The following is a 19533-nucleotide window of genomic DNA, read 5'->3' as shown; positions in this document are numbered from 1 at the left end:
TTTTACAGTGAGAAGAAGTACGTGCCGGTGAGTTGTGCCACCCGGTTGTATGCAGCGTCGGCGTTAAAGTTGTGGCCGTAATCGTAATAAAATGTACCGCCGTCTTGGTGTAAGTTGCGCAAGCCTAGGGCATAGCCAAGTTGCACTTGTAAGGGCCCCTGGCGGTAGCCAACGCCGAAGTTGACGCCCGCATCGAGGCGGCGGTTGTTGGTGTTGGGGCCGTAGGAAACTTGGGTGTCGAAATCTTGCGGAGCAGTGCGGACGGATATGGTCCTGTATACTGTACCCTGCTGATTTCCGCCCACGGCCAGCGCCACGTAGGGCCCCGCGAATGCTTGTAAGCCGTGGTCACCGTGCAGCGTGTACACTACGTTGAGCGGCAATTCCAACCAATTGTAGCGGTTGGTGCTGGTCGTCTCAGTGTAATAGAGAGCATAATCTCCCGAGCTGTAATACGTGTGCAACTTTTCACCCTTTTGCGAAAATACCAGCGCGGGCTGCAAAGCCAGCTTACCAAAACTCATCTCCAGCACTGCGCCCGCCTGCCAAGCGTATACAGGCAATTTATCAGCGGAATAAAATAAGTTAATTCCGTTAATAAAATTACTAGCCCCGTCCACCGTCGTTAAAGCCCGGTTCGCTCCGCCGCGCAAGCCCAAGCGAAACGTGGTTTGGGCCGAAGCCGCAGTTGCGCCGGCCAGCAGGGCCACGGCCAAAAGGGAAGTAGTAATCCGTTTCATGGGGTAGCGGGGAAAGGTGGATTTCCCCAGGAGTACTGACTGGCCCCAAAGGGTTGCATGGCCCCGTCCTACTTCACGCGCAGCGAGGAGGCCCGCACCAGCAAGTCGGGCTGGAGCAGCACGCGGCGCGGCGACACGTTCTGGCGTTTCTCGCCCAGTATTTCGAGCAGCAGGCGCACGGCGGCCTGGCCCATCTGCTCGCAGCGCTGGTCCACGGTGGTGAGCATGGGCTCGAGGAACGACGAGAACAGCTCGTTGCTGAAGCCGGCCAGGGCCACGTCGGCGGGCACGCGCAGGCCGCGCTGGCGCAGCACTTGCAGGGCCCCCACGGCCGTGATGTCGCTGGCCGAAAACACGGCGTCGGGCGGCACGGGCAGCTTTAGCAATTGCTCCATGCCCCGGATGCCGTCTTCGTGGCGCATGTCGCAGGTGAACACCAGGGCTTCGTCGTAGGGCACGTCGTGCTCGCGCAGGGCGTCGAGGTAGCCCTGGCGGCGGTTTTTGTAGATGTTCAAGTGCTGGGGCCCAGCGAAGTGGGCGATGCGGCGGCAGCCCTGGGCCAGCAGGTGCCGGGTAGTTTGGTAGGCCCCCTCGCGGTCGTCGAGCACCACGGCGTTCACGTCGCGCCCCTCCAGGATGCGGTCGAAAAACACCAGCGGCAGGTCGCGCTTCGTGGCCTTGTCGAAGTGCTTGAAGTCGCGGGTGGTGCGCGAGAGCGACACCAAAATGCCTTCTACCTGGGCGTTGATGAGGGTTTCGATGTTTTTGCGCTCGTGCGCCACGTCCTCGTTCGACTGGCAGATGAGGATGTTGAAGCCCGCCTTGGTGGCCACGGTTTCGATGCCCTTCACCACCATCGTAAAAAAGTGGCCGTCGATGTGCGGCACCAGCACGCCCAGCATGTTGCTGCGGCCCCGGCGCAGGCCGGCGGCCAGGTGGTTGGGGTGGTAGTTCAGCTCCTTGGCCAGCTTGGTAACGCGCTTCTTGGTGGCGTCGCTGATGCTCGGGTGGTTGCTCAGGGCCCGCGAAATGGTGGACACCGACACGCCCAGCTTCAGGGCCATGTCGGTGATGGAAGCGCGTTTGGAAGCCAAGTGGCGGGGATGTTTAAAGGCAGGCAGCGAAAACTGCTACGCAAATATCCGCGCAAATTTTGTGTAATGCTGCTGCGGGCTCACCGCTGCGGATTTCAACCCGGCAGCGGCTGGGGCGTGTAGGTGGGCCCCAGGCAGCGGGGCCCCTGGTCGGTCCAGGCTAATTTGTCGATACAGAGCTGACGCTCGGTCATTTGCGGGTTCCAGGCGTGGTACACCAGGTACTCGGTGCGGCCGTCGGGGCCCAGCGCGTGCGAGTGGTGGCCGGGGCCCCGCACGTGGCCCGGTACGGCGTGCAGCACCCGCGCCCCGGCCCCGCCGCCGGCTTCTTCATATGGCCCCAGCACACCATCGGCTACGCAAAAATCGACACCGTAGCGCGCAGTCAGAAAGTTGGCCCCGCTGTAGAAACAGTAGTACTTGCCCGCGTGGCGGCGCACGAACGGCCCCTCCAGCGTGTGCCACTGCGCGAATACTTTACCGCCGTAGAGCGGCATGCGGCGGTTGGCCTCGAAAAGCGTCCAGGGGTGGCGGGCCCGCAGCACGGTGCGCGGCTCGTGGGCCAGCGTGGTCATGGTGGCCAGGCGGTCCACGGCCAGGCCGGTGCCGGGGAAATAGCCGCCGTCCGCGTCGGTGAAGTCGCGGGCATAGAACAGGTACCACTGCCCGTCATCGTCCTGAAACGGGTGGGCGTCGATGGTGAACTGGCTGTCCGGCACGTCGAGCGCGGCCACTTCGGTGTAGGGGCCCTGGGGCAGCGTACTGGTGGCCACGTGCAGGCGGTGCCCCACGCTGGCCGCCACGGCCCCGCCGCCCCGCGAATAGTACAGGTAAAACGTGCCCTCGTGCAGCACCGCTTCGGGAGCCCAGAAGTCGAGCCCTTCGCTGCCCGCCGGGGGCGTCAGGGCCCCGCCCGCGTCGCGCCAGTCCACCAGGTTGGCAGAAGTGAGGACGCTGAAGATGCGCCCGTCGGCCGTGCGGCCCTGGCCAGTGGTGCCGAAGGCGTAGTACGTGCCCTCGTGGAGCAGCACGGCCGGGTCGGGGAAGTTGCGCGGCACCACGGGGTTGGTGTAGGTGCGGGCGGCGGCCCGGGCGTTGCGGCCGGGCAGCAGGGCCAGCAGGCCGCCCGTCAGGGCGGCGTAGCGCAAAAAGGTGCGGCTGGAATCGGGCACGGGCGGGGCGGTGGAGCGTGGGCCCATTCCCTACGCCACCGGGGCCACTTGCAGGCGGCCCCGGCGCGGCGTACTCGGTGGGCGGTGCAGTATACGCACGGCTTGCGGAACGTGCGCCGGTTGGCCCGCCGGCCTTGGGGCCCGCCCCACCCGCTGGCGTTTGGGACTCGATTTTATGACGGTCAATTTCTTTTACCTTTCCCGCCTGGTTCCCTTTCCACCCGCCCAACCCCTCTTGCTGGCATGAAACTTAAATTCCTCCTGGCCCTCCTGGGGGCCCTGAGCCTGCTGCCCGGCCGCGCCCGGGCCCAGCGCCAACGCCTGCTCTTCAACGCCGACTGGAAGTTCCACCGGGGCGACGTGCCGGCGGGCGAAGAGCCGGGCCTCGACGACCGCGCCTGGCGCGCCCTCGACCTGCCCCACGACTGGAGCATCGAGGGGCCCTTCAGCCCGGAGTGGGCCAGTGCCACCGGCTTCCTGCCGGGCGGCGTCGGCTGGTACCGCAAGACGTTTGCGCTGCCCGCCGGCTTTCGGGCAAAGAAGGTGTTCGTTTATTTCGACGGGGTGTACAAGAACAGCGAGGTGTGGCTCAACGGCCACTTTTTGGGCAAGCGGCCCAGCGGCTTCGCCTCGTTCCAGTACGAGCTGACGCCCTACCTGCGCCCCGGCGGCCAAAACGTGCTGGCCGTGAAGGTGGACCATCGTGTGGTGGCCGATTCGCGCTGGTACACGGGCTCGGGCATCTACCGCAACGTGTACCTGCTGGCCACCGCGCCCGTGCACGTGGGGCTGTGGGGCGTGGGCTTCACCACGCCCGAGGTGTCGGCCCGCGCCGCCACGGGCCGCGTGACGGTGGCCGTGGCCAACGCCACCGCCGCCCCGGCCACCGTGCTGGTGACGGGCACGCTGCTCGACGCGCAGGGCAAAACCGTGGCCACGGCCCGGCAGTCGGTGCAAGCCAAGGCCGGCACCGAAACCGCCGCCGCCCTGACGCTGCACATCGCCGCGCCGCGCCTGTGGTCGGTGGCCGCCCCGAACCGGTACCGGCTGCGGGTGGGCCTGGCGGTGGCCGGCCGGCCCACCGACGAGGTAACGGAGGAAGTGGGCGTGCGCAGCATCCGGTTCGATGCCGACCAGGGCTTTTTTCTGAACGGGCAGAACCTCAAGCTCAAGGGCGTGTGCATCCACGACGACGCGGGGGCCCTGGGCGTGGCCGTGCCGCCCGAGGTGTGGGAGCGCCGCCTGCGCACGCTGAAGGAAGGCGGCTGCAACGCCCTGCGCCTGAGCCACAACCCCCACGCCGACTACCTCTACGCCCTCTGCGACCGGCTGGGCCTGCTGGTGATGGACGAGGCCTTCGACGAGTGGGAAATCGGCAAGAACAAGTGGGTGGAGGGCTGGAACGTGGGCACCCCCAGCCAGGCCGGCGCGCACGAGTTCTTCAAGGAGTGGGCCGACCGCGACCTGCGCGACATGGTGCTCCGCAACCGCAACCGCCCCTCCGTCATCATGTGGAGCATCGGCAACGAAATCGACTACCCCAACGACCCCTACAGCCACGAGGTGCTGAACACGGGCCGCAACCCCCAGATTTACGGCAAGGGCTACCTGCCCGACCACCCGGCGGCCGCCCAGATGGGCCCCATCGCCCGCCGCCTGGTGGCCGTGGTGAAGCAGGTGGACGCCTCGCGGCCCGTCACGGCCGCGCTGGCCGGCGTGGTGATGTCCAACTTCACCGACTACCCCGCCGCGCTCGACCTGGTGGGCTACAACTACCAGGAATTCCGCTACCCGGACGACCACAAGGCGTACCCGCAGCGCGTCATCTACGGCAGCGAAAACGGGATGCAGGCCCGCGCCTGGGCCGCCGTCGACTCCAACGCCTACGTGTCGGCCCAATACCTGTGGACCGGCATCGACTACCTGGGCGAGGCCGGCAAGTGGCCCCTGCGCAGCAGCGGCCCCGGCCTGCTCGACCTGGCGGGCTTCCCCAAGCCCGAGTTTTACTTCCGCCAGAGCCTGTGGTCCGAGCAGCCCGTGCTCTACCTGGGCACCGCCGCGCCCGCCGCCGCCGACCAAAAACCCGTGGGGCCCCAGCAATTGAATACCACCTGGAACTGGCCCGCCGGCACCCAGGTGCGCGTGGTGGGCCTCACCAACGCCGAAACCACGGAGCTGCTGCTCAACGGCCAGTCGCTGGGCCGGAAAACCGGCCACACCCCCGCCTGGGACGTGGCCTACGCCCCGGGCGAGCTGCTGGCCCGCGGCTACCGCAACGGCCAGGAAGTGAGCCGCGCGGTGCTCAGAACCACCGGCGCGCCCTACGCCCTCCAGGCCACGCCCTACGGCAACGCGCTGGCCGTCAAGCCCCAGGGCGTGGCGCAGCTGGAAATTACCGTCGTGGACCGGGACGGCCACCGCGTGGACGACGCCGCGGCCGAAATCACGGTGGCCCTGGCCGGCCCGGCCCGGCTGCTGGGCCTGGAAAGCGGCAGCCACGACAGCCACGAAGACTACAAAGCCCCCCAGCGGCGGGCCCTGCACGGCCGGCTGCTGGCCTACGTGCAGGCCACGGCCGGCCCCGGGCCCGTCACCGTCACGCTCCGGGCCCCGGGGCTGGTGGCCAAAACCCTGACGCTGGCCGGCGGGGCAGGCACCAACTGACGGGGCCCCGGCACCGGGCGGCGGCCTCCCGGTGCCGGGTGCAGCAGTGGATATTTACGCCCCGCCCTCACCTAACCCCCGCCCTTCCGCATGAAAAGATTCCCGTTTCTCCTGCTGCTACTCGCGGCGCTGCTCGGGGCCCCCAGGGCCCACGCCCAGAAAGTCAAAACCAAAACCAAGGGCCCCGGGGCCGCGCTAGCCGCGGCCCCAAGCGCCCGGTGGACGGCCGAAAAAGCCAACGCCTGGTATAAAACCCAGCCGTGGCGGTCGGGGGCCAACTTCATCCCCAGCACGGCCATCAACCAGCTCGAAATGTGGCAGGCCGCCACGTTCGACCCCGCCACCATCGACCGAGAGCTGGGCTACGCCGAGGGTATCGGCTTCAATACCATGCGCGTGTTCCTGCACCACCTGGCATGGCAGGCCGACCCGGCGGGCTTCAAAAAGCGGGTGGGCGAGTACCTGGCCCTGGCCGACAAGCACCGCATCCAAACCATTCTGGTCATTTTTGACGACTGCTGGAACAAGGAAGCCCAAGCGGGCCCCCAGCCCGCGCCCAAGCCCGGCGTCCACAACTCGGGCTGGGTGCAGGACCCCGGCGACCCCGCCTCGCGCGATTCGGCCACGTTCATGCAGCTGCGGCCCTACGTGACGGACGTGCTCACGAGCTTCGGGCACGACAAGCGCGTGCTGCTCTGGGACTTGTACAACGAGCCCGGCAACTCGGGCAAGGGCGTGGCCTCGCTGCCGCTGCTGCGCAACACCTTCGCCTGGGCCCGCGCCGCGGGCCCCGAGCAGCCCCTCAGCGCCGGGCTGTGGGATTGGAGCTTCCAGGCCCTGAACACGTTCCAGGCCCTGCACTCCGACGTCATCACCTACCACTGCTACGACGAGGTGCCGGCCCACCAGCGCATCATCGAGCTGCTGGCCGTGCAGGGCCGCCCGCTCCTCTGCACCGAGTACATGGCCCGGCCCCGCAACTCGCGCTTCGTCAACATCCTGCCCCTGCTAAAGAAGTACCGCGTGGGAGCCATCAACTGGGGCCTGGTGGCCGGCAAAACCAACACCAAGTACGCCTGGGACACCCCCCTGGCCGACGGCTCGGAGCCCGCCGAGTGGTTCCACGAGGTGTTTCGCCCCGACGGCACGCCCTACCGCCAGGACGAGGCCGATTTAATCCGAAAGCTGAACGGCAAGTAGCCCCAAGCAAGTAGCCAGAATAATTTCAGGAACAGGGCGCCGCCATGAATTAGTAGCGCCGTAGCGCGGACTTTGTAGTTCGCGTCGCTCGCTTCGTCCTGCTGATTAATCGTTGGGCGACCGGGCAGCGACGCGAACTACAAAGTTCGCGCTACGGTACACCGGCCCCGACGCCGCATTAGAAAGCCCCGCCGATGCGTATCGACGGGGCTTTTAATTAACGGTAAGGGCTCGGCCCCGTTTTGGACGGTTGCCGGGCTCCGCGCTATTTGCCCGGGGCCTCGGCGGGGGCCACTTCGGGCGAGGGCGGCGCGGCGACGGGTACGGTGGCCTGCTTGTAGTGGGTTTCGGACAACGAGCGCAGGCGCTCGGCGGCCCACTCGGGCGTCACGTCGCGCTGGGGGTTGGCCAGCATCTCGTAGCCCACCATGAACTTGCGCACCGTGGCCGAGCGCAGCAGCGGCGGGTAGAAGTGCATGTGCAGGTGCCATTCGGGGTGCGCCTGGCCGTCGGTGGGGCGCTGGTGCCAGCCGGCCGAGTACGGAAACGACAGCTCGAACAGGTTGTCGTAGCGGATGGTGAGGCGGCGCAGGATGTCGGCCAAATCGTTCTTCTCGGCCTCGTGCAGCAGCTCCAGCGAGGCCACGGCGCGGCGCGGCAGCAGCAGCGTTTCGAAGGGCCAGGTAGCCCAGAAAGGCACCAGCACCACCCAGGTATCGTTTTCGATGACGACGCGCTGCTGCTCGCGCAGCTCGGTGGCGAGGTAGTCGGCGAGCAGCGTGCGGCCGTGCGCTTCAAGGTAGGCGGCCTGCTGTACCGTTTCCTTGGCGGGGTCCACGGGCACGGTGTGCTGGGCCCAGATTTGGCCGTGCGGGTGCGGGTTCGAGCAGCCCATGATGAAGCCCTTGTTCTCGAAAATCTGCACGTAGTTGATGTCCGGCCGGGCCCCCAGGGTCTGGTACTCGTCCGCCCACACGTCCACCACGCCCCGGATGGCCGCCGGGGTCATCTCGGGCAGGGTCAGGTCGTGGCGCGGCGAGAAGCAGATGACGCGGCCCACGCCGGTTTCGGCCTCCGCAATCAGCAGGTTATCAATGTTGATACCCCCGGCGGGCCCGTCGGGTTGCAGGGCCGCAAAGTCGTTGTCGAACCGAAACGTGCCGGGGTACGGCGGGTTGTGGGCCCCGTTGGCCCGCACGTTGCCCGGGCACAGGTAGCAGGTGGGGTCGTAGGCGGGGCGGTGGTCGGGGGGCGTTTTTTCCTGCTGGCCCTGCCAGGGGCGCAGGGCGCGGTGGGGCGAAACCAGCAGCCACTCGCCGGTGAGCGGGTTGTAGCGGCGGTGCGACTGGTGGGTGGGGTCGAAGGCGGGAGTGGGCATGGGTGGCAAACGCAGCGGGCGCAAAAAACGGACGGGTTAGCGCATTTTCGGAGCCAGCGGGCAGAAATTAAAGAAGTTAAAAGTTGAGAGTTAAAACCACGAGCAGCCAGGGCTTTAACTTTTAACTCTCAACTTTTAACCGGGTTCATGAATTGAAAAACCGCGCTAGGCCGGCACGGCGGCGGCCTGCATTTCGCCAACGCCGCCTACGATGGCCGTGTGGTACGTCTCCAGCTTTTGCTGGAAGCGCTGCGCGAAAGCGCGTTCCATCGCCGCCACAAACCCGTCGACGTACTCCACGGCCACCAGGTTGATGGTGCAGCCGCCGAAGCCGCCGCCCATCATGCGGGCCCCCAGCACGCCGGGCAGCGGGCGGGCCATTTCCACCAGCTCGTCCAGCTCCCGGCAGCTCACCTGGTAGTCGTCGCGCAGGCCCGCGTGCGAGGCGTACATGTGCCGGCCCACGGTGGCCATGTCGTTGGCGTTCAGGGCGTCGCAGGCGGCCTGCACGCGCAGGTTTTCCTGCACCACGTAGCGGCAGCGGCGGTACACCACGTCGCCCAGGTCGTCGCGGTGGGCTTCCACCTGGGCCAGGGTGGCGTCGCGCAGGCTCTGGATGGCGGGGTAGTGCCGTTGCAGCACGGCCACGCCCTGGGCGCACTCCTGGCGGCGCTTGTTGTACTCGGAGCTGGCCAGCGCGTGCTTCACGCCCGAGTTGCACAGCACGAGGTGGTAGCGGCGGGCGTCGAAGGGAAAGTACTCGTAGGCCAGCGAGCGGCAGTCGAGGCGCACCACGTGGCCGGCCCGGCCGAACAGGCTGGCGAACTGGTCCATGAGGCCGCTCATCACGTGGGCGTAGGTGTGCTCGGCCTGCTGGCCCATGTGCGCCAGGGCCATGCGGTCGAGGCCGGTGTGCAGCAGCTCGTTGAGGGCAAACGCCAGCCCGCACTCCACGGCGGCCGACGACGACAGGCCCGCCCCAATCGGTACGTTGCCGCCGAACACGCAGTCGAAGCCCGGCACCGCCACCCCCCGCGCCTGGAACTGGGCCACCACGCCCAGCAGGTAATTGGCCCACTGGTGGTCGCTGGGGGCCACTTCGGCAATGGCCACGTCGAAGACGTCCCCCATGTCGAAGGCCACCAGCCGGACCTGGTCGCCGCCGTTCAAACCCACCGCGAAAAACACCTCCTTGTCGATGGCCGCCGGCAGCACCAGGCCGTCGTTGTAGTCGGTGTGCTCGCCGATGAGGTTGATGCGGCCGGGGGCCCGCACCAACAGGGGCTCGTAGCCAAAACGGCGGTGAAAATCGGCGGCGATGGCGGCACTGGGCATGGCGTGGGGAGGGGGTTAACGGTGGGAGGATAATTATTCGGTAACACTAAGTTGAAACTTTTTTTTAAGTTGAACAAACGTTTGCACAAAATAGGCACCTTAATTTACTATAATACATTGTCTTACAGAGGGATAATTATGGGAAAACGTTAGCACAATAATTCGTCGGATCCACTATTTTGCTTTGTTTTGACTCTTTCATAAGCACGCGCTTGGAGCAAATTTTGGGGAACCGGTGGGCCCTCACACGCTGGCCTAAAAAGCGCCACCTTCGCGGCGGCGTTCCCTTCGCGCCCATTTTCGTTCAGTTATGACGCTGCCCAACTTACTACTCGGCACCGTGCTGGCCGCCGCTCTGCTGGGCTGCCGGGGCACGGCGGTTCCCGGGGCCGGCCGGCCGCCGGCCCGCACCTTTACCAACCCGCTGCTGAAAACGGGCCCCGACCCGTGGGTGTACCAGAAAGACGGGGTGTACTACTACCTCAACACCACGGGCGTGAACGTGACGCTGTGGAAAACGGCCCGCATGAGCGAGCTGGGCGCGGCCGTGGGCCAGGTGGTGTGGACGCCGCCCGCCGCCGGGCCCAACGCGCACGACGTCTGGGCCCCGGAGCTGCACTTTCTGGACGGCAAGTGGTACATCTACTTCACGGCGGGCCCGGGGCCCTGCTGCGGCGGCCAGCGCCTGTGGGTGCTCGAAAACGCCGGCCCCGACCCCACGGCCGGCACCTGGACGGAAAAAGGCCGGCTGGCCGTACCCGGCCAGGACCTGTGGGACATCGACGCGACCGTGTTCGAGCAGCGCGGCCGGCGCTACCTGCTGTGGTCGGGCCAGGAAGCCGGCTCCGACCAGCAGAACCTTTACATCTGCCGGCTGCAAAACCCCTGGACGCTCACCGGGGCCCGGGTGCGGCTCAGCCACCCGGAATACGCCTGGGAGCGGCGCGGCTTCCCCAAGGTGAACGAGGGCCCGGAGGTGTTGCAGCACGCCGGCCGCACGTTTGTGGTGTACTCGACCAGCCATTGCAGCACCGACGACTACGCCCTGGGCATGCTGACGGCCAGCGCCGCGGCCGACCCGATGGACGCCCGCGCCTGGCAAAAGTCGGCGACGCCGGTGTTCACGCAGAGCCCCGCCAGCCACGCCTACGGACCCGGCCACAACGCCTTTTTCGTCTCGAAAAACGGCCGGGAAAACTGGCTGATTTACCACGCCAACAGCCACCCCGGCGAAGGCTGCGGCAACGCCCGCAACCCGCGGATGCAGCCCTTTACCTGGAACGCCGACGGTTCGCCTAACTTCGGCACCCCCGTGGCCACCGGCGTGCCGCTGGCCCGGCCCGGCGGCGAGTAGCCGGAGGCCCGCGTTGGGCCCGCTTTCCCATCCCACCCATGACGACCACCACTTTCTGCCGCTTGCTGGCCGCGCTGGCCCTGCTGGGCCCCGCGCCGCTGGGGGCCCGGGCCCAGGCCCCCGCCGCTGCCCCCGCCGCTGCGGCCAACCCCGTGCTGCCCGGCGACTTCCCCGACCCGTCGGTGACGAAAATCGGCAGCACGTACTGGGCCACGGCCACGTCGTCGAACTGGGGGCCCGTGTTTCCACTGCTGAAATCGACCAACCTGACCGACTGGACGCTGGTGGGCAGTGTGTTTCCGGACCGGCCGCCGACCTGGGCCGACCACTACTTCTGGGCCCCGGAAATCAGCCAGGACGGCGGCAAGACCTATATTTTCTATACCGCCCACCGGCGCGGCGGCAACCTGTGCGTGGGCGTGGCCAGCGCCGACCGCCCCGAGGGCCCCTACCGCGACCACGGCCCGCTGGTGGGCCAGCCCGACGGCTCGATTGACGCCTTCCCGGTGCGCGACGAGAAAGGCCAGCCTTACCTGGTGTGGAAGGAAGACGGCAACAGCATCGGCCAGCCCACGCCCATCTGGGCCCAGCCCCTGAACGCGGCCCGCACCGCCCTCACGGGCCCCAGAACCGAGCTGTTTCGCAACACCGCGCCCTGGGAAGGCAACCTCGTGGAGGGCGTGAGCCTGGTGCGCCACGGCGGCTATTTCTACGCCTTTTACGCCGCCAACGGCTGCTGCGGGGGCGGCTGCACCTACGCCACCGGCGTGGCCCGCGCCCGCACCCTGCTGGGCCCCTGGGAGAAGTACGCCCGCAACCCCGTCCTCACCCAAAACGCGGCCTGGAAGTGCCCCGGCCACGGCACCGCCGTGGAGCGCAACGGCCGCTGGTACCTGCTGCACCACGCCTACGCCGCCGCGCCCGGCAGCGAGATGGTGGGCCGCCAGGGCCTGCTGAGCGAGTTTACCTGGAGCACCGGCGGCTGGCCCGTGTTCGCGGGCGGCGCGGGCGGCGGGCCGGGGACGGCCCCCGCCCGGCCCGCGCCGCCCGTGCGCGACGGCTTCGACGGGACCGCGCTGGGCCTGGCCTGGCAGTGGCCCGTGGAGTACCCGCCCGCCGCGGCCGTGGGCGGCGGCCAGCTGCACCTCAGCGCCCGGCCCGACCACGGCGGGGCGGCCCTGGGCCACACCATCTACGCGGCCGACTACGACGCCACGGCCACGCTGCTGCACCCGGCCGCGCTGCCCGCCGGCACCGCCGCCGGCCTGGCCGCCCTCGGCGACCCCGACAACGCCCTGGCCCTGCTGGCCGGCGACGGCCGCCTGCGCCTGGTGCGCCGCGCCAAGGGCCAGGAAGAAGTGCTGCTGGAAACGGCGCTGCCTGCCGGGGCAGGGCCTTTAGGCCTGCGTCTGCAAGCCCGCCGCAGCACGCGCTTCGCCTTTGCCTACAGCACCGACGGGGGCGCTACCTGGCGGCCCCTGGTGCCGCCCGGCTCCCCCGACGTGAGCGGGGCCTACCTGCCGCCCTGGGACCGGGGCATCCGGGTGGGCGTGCTGGCGCAGGGCCCCGCCACGGCCGTGGCCGATTTTGACGGGTTCACGCTGACCGGCCAGCCGTAGCCCGTTGGTTAAAAGTTAAAAAAGGGGCTCCGGCGGCTGCCCGGCGGGGCCGGACCAGCCCCGCCGGGCAGCCGCCGAAAATCCTGCTTCTGCCTAAATGAGCTACGGCTTGGGCGCGGCCGGGCGGCGGGCTTGCTGGCGGCGGGCTTCCTCAGCAGTATAAAAGGCGGTTTCTTGCTGGTAGGCGGCTTGGTCCCAGGTGGGCACTACGGCGGCGGCCTGGTGGGCGGCCTGCTCCACGGCATCGGCCCGCCAGTAGGGAAACACGGCGGTGGTGGGACTGGCCGTGAAGGCCGCGTAGGCTTGCTGAAGCAGCGTTTCGAGGCGCAGGATTTCGGCCTGCCCTTCCGGGGGCAGTTGCGCGACGGGCGTGCGCCGGCGCGGAAACGACGGTTCCTGGCGCGGGGCCCCGGCCGCCGGGGGCGGGCCGCACGCCCGGGGCCCCGGCGCACCACCGGCCAAAGCGCCGACCAACAGCAGCCATTTTACGTACATGGTACCGCGTTGAATGGGGTATGGAAGAAAAGGGTGAGCGAAGTAACTCATTTGTGGGGCTTGCCCGAGTAATTGGCTTGTTCGGAGGCAGTGCGCCAAGCGGATGGGCGGCCATACAATGGGTTGCGGAACCGATGCTACTGCACCGATACGCTAAGAAAAGGCTTGATTAGTATTAATCACAATAGTTTGACTAGCATACTTTTACACAACAAGCAATTGCTTATGGACCGCTCGTCGGTTATTTTCGAATCGATTGCTTTCCAATTATTTATCAAAAAAATCTACCCATTTTCATGCACGCGAATTTTTTACTTACCCGCATTGGCCGTTGGGGGCAGGTCCTGGCGGTGACCGGCGTGGCGCTGGCCCCCGTGGCGGCGCAGGCCCAAAGCCCGACCCTGATTCACCTCGAAGCCGAGAGCGCCATTCTGAAGGGCGTCGTCAACACCACCACTAACACGGGCTACTCCGGCACGGGCTACGCCGCCGATTTTGAGAACAGCACCGACAGCCTGATTTTCACTTTTCCGGCGCAGGCCACCCGCTACCAGCTGGTGGTGCGCTACACGGCATCTCCCGCCACCGCCACCAACTTGAGCGTGAACGGCGTGATTTCTTCGCCGGCCCTTGCCAACACCGGCACCAATTTTGGCTCCGCCACGGTGGGCACGTTCGTGCTGCTGGCCGGCACCAATAAAATATCCTTCGCCGCCGGCCGGGGCTACTACGGCATCGATTACATCGAACTGGCTCCGGTGGTGACCAAAATTGCGCCCCTGACGAACGGCCGCGCCGAAGCCGAAGACGGCCTGCTGAACGGCGTGACCGTGGCCACCACGCCCACCGGCTTTTCGGGCACTGGCTACGTCACGGGCTTCGACAACAGCGACGCCAAAAACGCGGCCATCTCGTTCAACAACCCCACCGCCGGCCTATTCAAATTGACCATCGGCTACACATCGCCCTATGACACGAAAGTGGCTAACGTGACGGTAAACGATTCCAAAACCACGGCTTCGTTCATGAAAACCGCTACCGGGACCGACTTCTTGGTTAGCGACGGCGGCACTTTCCTGCTACCGCAGGGCACGAACACGGTCACCATCGGCGGCGGCTACGGCTACTACGGCATCGACTACATCCAGATTACGCCCACCACGGTGTCGCTGCCCACCAAGCCGGCCAAGCAGCTCACCGACCCGCTGGCCACGCCTACGGCCAAAGCGCTCCACTCGTACCTCGTCGATTTGTACGGCACCAAAACCCTGTCTGGGCAGCAGGATGACCAATACGCTAATAGCGGCTCGGAGGTAAAATACGTGCTGGCCACCACCGGCAAGGAACCGGCCATCGTCAGCATGGACCTGCTCAACTACGCTTCGGCGGCGGTGGCGAGGTACGGGCCGTCCAGCGATGCCGAGCGCTACCTCCAGTGGAGCCCGAGCGGCAACGGCCGCGGCATCACGGCCCTGATTTGGCACTGGCGGGCCCCCGCCGACAACGTGACGACGGCCAACCCGACCGGCGACCCGGGCGGAGCTTTTTACACGACTAACACGGCCTTCAACTTCGCCGCCGCCCTGAATGATACCACCAGCACCAACTACCACTTGCTGCTGAAAGACATCGACCTGATTTCTGTTCAGCTCAAGAAGTTTCAGGATGCGGGCATCCCCGTGCTGTGGCGGCCCTTGCACGAAACCCCCGGCACGTTTTTCTGGTGGGGCAACCAGGGCCCGGACAACTTCAAGAAGCTGTGGCAGCTGCTGTACACCCGCATGACGGGCCGCAACCAGCTGCACAACCTGATTTGGGTGTACTGCGCCAACGCCATGCCCGACCCGACCTGGTACCCGGGCGACAATTTTGTAGATGTGGCCGGCGACGACATCTACCAGTCCAGCGCGACGCCCGACCCCAACGTGAACATCTCGGGCAACTGGACCGCCATGCGGGCCATGGCCCCCAACAAGCTAATCGCCCTCACCGAAACCGAGAGCCTGGTGAACCCCGACCAGGAGCGCGGCTACGCCACGTGGTGGTCGTGGTTCTGCGCTTGGCAGGGCAGCTATATCCGCAACCAGCCGGTAGCCTTCCTGCGGAGCTTGTACGCCGACGCAGACATCATCACCAAAGATGAGCTAGCCGACTGGGCGGCCACGGCCCTGGCCACCCGCAGCGGCGCAGCCGCTACGGCCGCGGGCTTGGCCGTGTTCCCCAACCCGGCCACCGGCTCCGTCCTGAACGCTCGCCTGCGCCTAACCGCGGCCCAAGAAGTAACGGTGGAGTTGGTGAACACCCTGGGCCAGCGCTTAGCTGTGCAGCACCCGCGCCTGATTGCCGGCGACAACCAGTTTCAGGTGCCGCTGGCTGGGGTAGCCCCCGGCGTGTATCAGCTAGTGGTGCGCCAAGCCGGCCAATCGGCCCTGAGCCAGCGCGTGCTAGTGACGCCATAACCGGCCCTGCCTGATTCATTGCCAGTGCCCGGCTTGTGGGGCGGCCCCAGGGCCCGCCGCAAGCCGGGCACTTGCGTTGAGAAGGACACGGGCCAATTTGCCCAGCATGGCCCCAGCCACTACAACCGGCTCTGCTCTACTAAACAGCTCAACGCACCAATACATCTGGCTGCAGCCGTTTCGTATATAAAGCAAATTGAGGACAATTAAACGCTTTATTTGTATCATTCGCAATCGTTTGCAATATTTACTTTTACCTTAGTATTCGGAACAGCAAACCGAGGGCATTCCAGACTAACAGGTCACTCATCAAGCATTTTTTCATCTTTCACCTTTTTTTACCCATGAAACAACTGTACCCTTCTTCCCAAAAGCGCAACTTGCTGGCTCCTGCCCTGGGTGCCTTCGCGCTGGGCGCTGCCCTACTGGCCGCACCGGCGGCCCACGCCCAAACCAGAATCGAAGCCGAAGCGGCCACCAACACCCTTACTGGCGGGGCCGTCGTGGCGATGACCCTTGCTACTGCTTCCAACGGAAGCTATGTCGATTTTAACGGTGCGCCGAGCGGTCTGACAATTCCTTACACTGCGGCAACAGCTGGTGCCTACGACCTCATTATTCGTTACGAGTCGCAGTATGACTTCAAGTACGGTACCTTGAGCATAAACAACACGGCCGCGACTGCCCCCTCGATACAGCTGTACTTTAAGTCCACCAAAACCGGTTCTACCTTCCTCAGCACCAGCAAGATTCGGGTTAACTTGGTGGCCGGGGCCAACACCATCACCATTGCGGGTGGTTATAACTACTACGGCATCGACTACATTTCTTTGCAGGCCGCGCCTGCTACCGTTACGCCTCTTGCCCTGAGTGCCGCGGGCCGGGTAGAAGCCGAATTGGGTACGCTTTACCTTGCGCAAGCCGTTACTAGAGATGGCGAAGCAGCGACTGTTTCAGGAACCACTGCCGCCACCACTGGCTATGTTACCAACTTGGCAGTGGCGGTAAACAGCACCATCACTTTACCAATCACGGTCGCCACGACAGGTCTGTATCAGATTGCCGTGGGAGCACGCGCCCAGTTTGCGCTCAAGAGTTTTGACCTTTCTGTAAACGCACGCGGCAAGCTCACCACCGCCGTACCCACTGCTGACCCCGGGTTTGCGTCGTTCGTGGTAGGCAAGTACAACCTTACGGCCGGTACCAACACCATTACCATCAGCAACGCTGATTACGTCGATTTCGACTACATGGACGTAACGCCCACCACGGGCACGGCCACGGCGGCCCGCGCCAGCGCCGACGCCCAGAAGGCCCTCACCGTGTACCCCAACCCCACCGACGGCCAGAGCCTGAACGTGAGCCTCGACCTAGCCACCGCCCAGAACGCCACCATCGAGCTGGTGAACACCCTCGGCCAGCGCGTGCTGAGCACCAGCCGCAACCTGAAAGCCGGCGGCAACCAGTTCCAGGTAGCCACCGACCACGTGGCCGCCGGCGTGTACCAGCTGGTGGTGCGCAACGGCGACCAGCCCACCCTGAGCCGCCGCGTGCTGGTTTCCAAGTAGGCACTCGCCGGATTTCTACCGCGCAAAAAAGCCCGGCCACTTCGGTAGCCGGGCTTTTTCGTTTAAGGCGGGGAAGCGTTGGCCTTGCATCGCCCGCCATTTCCGGAGCGGCCGTGCCACTTGCTGGTGAGTCCCGCTCAGCGCTTGGCTCCCGGGGGCAAGGTGTACAGCTGCGGGTGGTCGCTTTCGAACACCGTGAGCGGGTCGGCGTAGAACTTCAGGAAGCCGGGCACGCTGGCCTGGCCGGGGTAGGGCGCGTAAAAATGGCCCGGGTGGGCGTTGCGCCACACCATGAGGTAGGCAATCTGGCGGGCCTGCGGGCTGGCCTTGATTTGGCCCAGCAGGTTGTCGTCGAACCAGTTCGGGTTCGGCACCTTTTCCAGGCCGGCTTCGGTGAGGGCCGCGATTTTGCCGCGCCGGTGGGCTTCGGCCACCAGGGCCTCCAGCGTGGCCACGCCTTTGTTGGGGGTGGTGAGGTTGGTAAAATCACCGTAGTCGTCGAAGCCCAGCACGTCCACGTAAGCGTCGCCGGGGTAGCGCTCGAAGTACGCCGCCATGTCGGGCACGCGGTCGGGCGAGTAGGCAAACAGCAGGTTGTGGACGTGTTTTTCGTCGCGCAGGTACCGCACCGTGAACTGCCAGAGCTGCACGAACTCGGCCCGGGTGCAGTGGCGCCGGCCCCACCAAAACCACGAGCCGGTGTGCTCGTGAAACGGCCGGAAGATGACGGGCACCGGCGTGCCGTCGGCCGCCCGCAGGTGGTTGAAGTAATCGGCCACAATGTCCAGGGCCCGGCGGTAGTCGGCGTGCCGGGCCCCGCCCGGCAGGATGGCGGGCACCACGGCCGTGGTATCGTAGAAGTTCTTGCCCGTCACGAAGTTGTCCATGTGCCAGCAAAAGGTGTTGAGGCCCCCGCGCTCGTAGGCATCCACCACCAGCTGGCGGTGGCGCACCAGCACCGAGTCGGTGGCCGGGCGGCCGCGCAGCCGCGCGTTCACCAGCTCGGCCACGTCCCAGCCGTAAAGCGCGGGGTGCGAGCCGCACACGCTTTTCACGTCGCTGCGGTCGGGCTGGTCGTGCCAGCCCACGCCGTACTGCGTGGCGTCTTGCTGGCCGAACAAAATGCCCGGGCGGGCGGGGTGTTGCAGGTTGTAGAACAGGGCTTTGGTGGCGTAGGTGGCGTGCGCGTCCACGACGCGCACCGGGTACGGGAAGCGGGCCGCCGGGCCCCCGCCGGGTTGGCCGGCGCGGCAGCCCAGCAGCCCCGCGGCCGCGGCGGCCACGAGCCACCAGTTGGCTTGGTTTGACATGGTTTGGAAAGGGAAAAAGAAGGAGGAATTTATTAGCGGAGCGGCCGGGGGGCCACGCCTTGGGTGGTCATGCGCACGGGCCGGATGTGGCCGGCCGCGTCGAACTCCATCCGGTCGATGCACACCACGCGGTGGTTGCCTTCGGCGTCGCCGGGCGGGCGGCGGTGGTACACGAGGTACCAGTCGTCGGTGCCCGGCACCTGGAGCACGGAGTGGTGCCCGGCCCCGGTGCCGATGGCCGCGTCCTGCTGCAACACCTTGCCCTCGCGCCGGAAGGGCCCAAACGGCGAGGTGCCCACGGCGTAGGCCACCGCGTACGAGGGGCCCGTCCAGTCGCCTTCCGACCACATGAAGTAGTACTTGCCCTGGCGGCGGAACATCACGGGGCCCTCCACGTAGCCCGGGGGCGTGATGGCGCGGAACGTGGTGCCGTCGGCGAAGGGCACGAAGCCCGTGAAGTCGTCCTTAAGCTGGGCAATGTTGCAGTGCTGCCAGCCGCCGTACACGAGGTAGTACTTGCCGTTGACGTCGCGGAACACGAACTGGTCGATGGGCTGGGCCCCGTTGTAGAACTTGTCCACCAGCGGGTGGCCCAGGTAGTCGCGGAACGGCCCGGCGGGGTTGTCGGCCCGGGCCACCCCGATGCCGCCGCGCTGCCGGTCGTTCTGGATGTCGTTGGCCCCAAAAAACAGGAAGTACTGGCCGCCCTTGGCCACGATGGCCGGGGCCCACACGGCGCGGCGGGCCCAGTGCACGCTGGCCGTGTCCAGCACGTGCGGGTGCTTGGTCCAGGTCACCAAATCGGGCGAGGAAAACGCGTCCAGGAACACCTGCTGGGCGTAGGCCTTGCGGCTGCCCACGGCTTCGTTGGCCGGATACGTGTCGCCCACCACGGCCGAAAACGTGGGGTAAATCCAGTACAGCTGGCCGAAGATGGCCGCTTCGGGGTCGGCGTACCAGCCGGGCAGCACGGGGTTGCCCGACGTGGGAGGGGCCGGCGGGCCGGTTTGGGCGGTGCCGGGGCGGCCCAGCGCCAGCAGGCCGGCGAGCCAGTATAATTTCTTCATGGGGCGGTTAAAGTAATTTCTGTGGGGCACAGCCCCGGCCAACGAGCCGGCGACGGGCGCTCCGTACACGTTTTCGTC

14 protein-coding genes are annotated in these 19533 nt (G+C 66.4%); 6 read left to right on the top strand and 8 right to left on the bottom strand.

Annotated features, from left to right (window positions below; all coding sequences use genetic code 11):
* Window positions 1-2: 2 nt before the first annotated feature.
* The 3 genes from HNP98_RS11300 to HNP98_RS11290 all read right to left on the bottom strand — a co-directional run bounded on the left by HNP98_RS11300 (window position 3) and on the right by HNP98_RS11290 (window position 3006).
* Window positions 3-740 (bottom strand): outer membrane beta-barrel protein, encoded by a 738-nt coding sequence (locus HNP98_RS11300; protein WP_173810177.1) that lies wholly within the window; start codon window positions 738-740, stop codon window positions 3-5.
* 68 nt (window positions 741-808) lie between these two features.
* Window positions 809-1834 carry a LacI family DNA-binding transcriptional regulator gene (locus HNP98_RS11295; protein ID WP_173810176.1) on the bottom strand — a complete coding sequence of 342 codons (1026 nt, stop codon included), beginning with the start codon at window positions 1832-1834 and terminating at the stop codon, window positions 809-811.
* Window positions 1835-1929: 95 nt separating this feature from the next.
* Window positions 1930-3006, bottom strand: coding sequence for a glycoside hydrolase family 43 protein (locus HNP98_RS11290; protein WP_217425735.1), 1077 nt, complete (start codon window positions 3004-3006; stop codon window positions 1930-1932).
* A 243-nt stretch (window positions 3007-3249) separates the two neighbouring features.
* On the opposite strand from HNP98_RS11290, the gene HNP98_RS11285 reads away from it, so the two are divergent.
* Window positions 3250-5670, top strand: coding sequence for a sugar-binding domain-containing protein (locus tag HNP98_RS11285; protein ID WP_173810174.1), 2421 nt, complete (start codon window positions 3250-3252; stop codon window positions 5668-5670).
* A 90-nt stretch (window positions 5671-5760) separates the two neighbouring features.
* The gene (locus HNP98_RS11280; RefSeq protein WP_173810173.1) at window positions 5761-6870 is read left to right on the top strand and encodes a glycoside hydrolase 5 family protein; all 1110 of its coding nucleotides are present in this window, start codon (window positions 5761-5763) and stop codon (window positions 6868-6870) included.
* A 265-nt stretch (window positions 6871-7135) separates the two neighbouring features.
* On the opposite strand, the gene HNP98_RS11275 is transcribed toward HNP98_RS11280, so the two are convergent.
* Together HNP98_RS11275 and galK are read right to left on the bottom strand one after the other, a co-directional pair.
* Window positions 7136-8248 (bottom strand): UDP-glucose--hexose-1-phosphate uridylyltransferase, encoded by a 1113-nt coding sequence (locus HNP98_RS11275; RefSeq protein ID WP_173810172.1) that lies wholly within the window; start codon window positions 8246-8248, stop codon window positions 7136-7138.
* Between the two features lie 165 nt (window positions 8249-8413).
* Window positions 8414-9583 (bottom strand): galactokinase, encoded by a 1170-nt coding sequence (gene galK / locus HNP98_RS11270; protein WP_173810171.1) that lies wholly within the window; start codon window positions 9581-9583, stop codon window positions 8414-8416.
* A gap of 310 nt (window positions 9584-9893) precedes the next feature.
* Between galK and HNP98_RS11265 the strand changes: the two genes are divergently transcribed.
* Window positions 9894-10937, top strand: coding sequence for a glycoside hydrolase family 43 protein (locus tag HNP98_RS11265; protein WP_173810170.1), 1044 nt, complete (start codon window positions 9894-9896; stop codon window positions 10935-10937).
* Window positions 10938-10975: 38 nt separating this feature from the next.
* Complete coding sequence (locus HNP98_RS11260) at window positions 10976-12556, top strand: family 43 glycosylhydrolase (protein WP_246275090.1); 1581 nt, start codon at window positions 10976-10978, stop codon at window positions 12554-12556.
* A gap of 102 nt (window positions 12557-12658) precedes the next feature.
* On the opposite strand, the gene HNP98_RS11255 is transcribed toward HNP98_RS11260, so the two are convergent.
* Entirely contained in the window at window positions 12659-13051 is a 393-nt protein-coding gene (locus HNP98_RS11255) for a hypothetical protein (RefSeq protein ID WP_173810169.1), read from the bottom strand.
* A gap of 296 nt (window positions 13052-13347) precedes the next feature.
* Between HNP98_RS11255 and HNP98_RS11250 the strand changes: the two genes are divergently transcribed.
* Together HNP98_RS11250 and HNP98_RS11245 are read left to right on the top strand one after the other, a co-directional pair.
* Window positions 13348-15510 carry a glycosyl hydrolase gene (locus HNP98_RS11250; RefSeq protein WP_173810168.1) on the top strand — a complete coding sequence of 721 codons (2163 nt, stop codon included), beginning with the start codon at window positions 13348-13350 and terminating at the stop codon, window positions 15508-15510.
* Window positions 15511-15854: 344 nt separating this feature from the next.
* A complete protein-coding gene (locus HNP98_RS11245; protein WP_173810167.1) occupies window positions 15855-17078 on the top strand; it encodes a CBM35 domain-containing protein in 1224 nt (407 codons plus the stop codon).
* Window positions 17079-17215: 137 nt separating this feature from the next.
* Here the strand turns inward: HNP98_RS11245 and HNP98_RS11240 are convergent, their stop codons facing one another.
* Together HNP98_RS11240 and HNP98_RS11235 are read right to left on the bottom strand one after the other, a co-directional pair.
* Complete coding sequence (locus HNP98_RS11240) at window positions 17216-18388, bottom strand: glycoside hydrolase family 26 protein (RefSeq protein WP_173810166.1); 1173 nt, start codon at window positions 18386-18388, stop codon at window positions 17216-17218.
* 32 nt (window positions 18389-18420) lie between these two features.
* On the bottom strand, window positions 18421-19455 hold the full coding sequence (locus HNP98_RS11235; RefSeq protein WP_173810165.1) for a glycoside hydrolase family 43 protein: 1035 nt from the start codon (window positions 19453-19455) through the stop codon (window positions 18421-18423).
* Between the last annotated feature and the right edge of the window lie 78 nt (window positions 19456-19533).

Origin of the sequence: Hymenobacter caeli (genome assembly GCF_013294115.1) — a bacterium.
Lineage (GTDB): Bacteria > Bacteroidota > Bacteroidia > Cytophagales > Hymenobacteraceae > Hymenobacter > Hymenobacter caeli.
The sequence above is the reverse complement of the archived record's forward strand: the minus strand, read 5'-3'. Positions and strand labels throughout refer to the sequence as shown.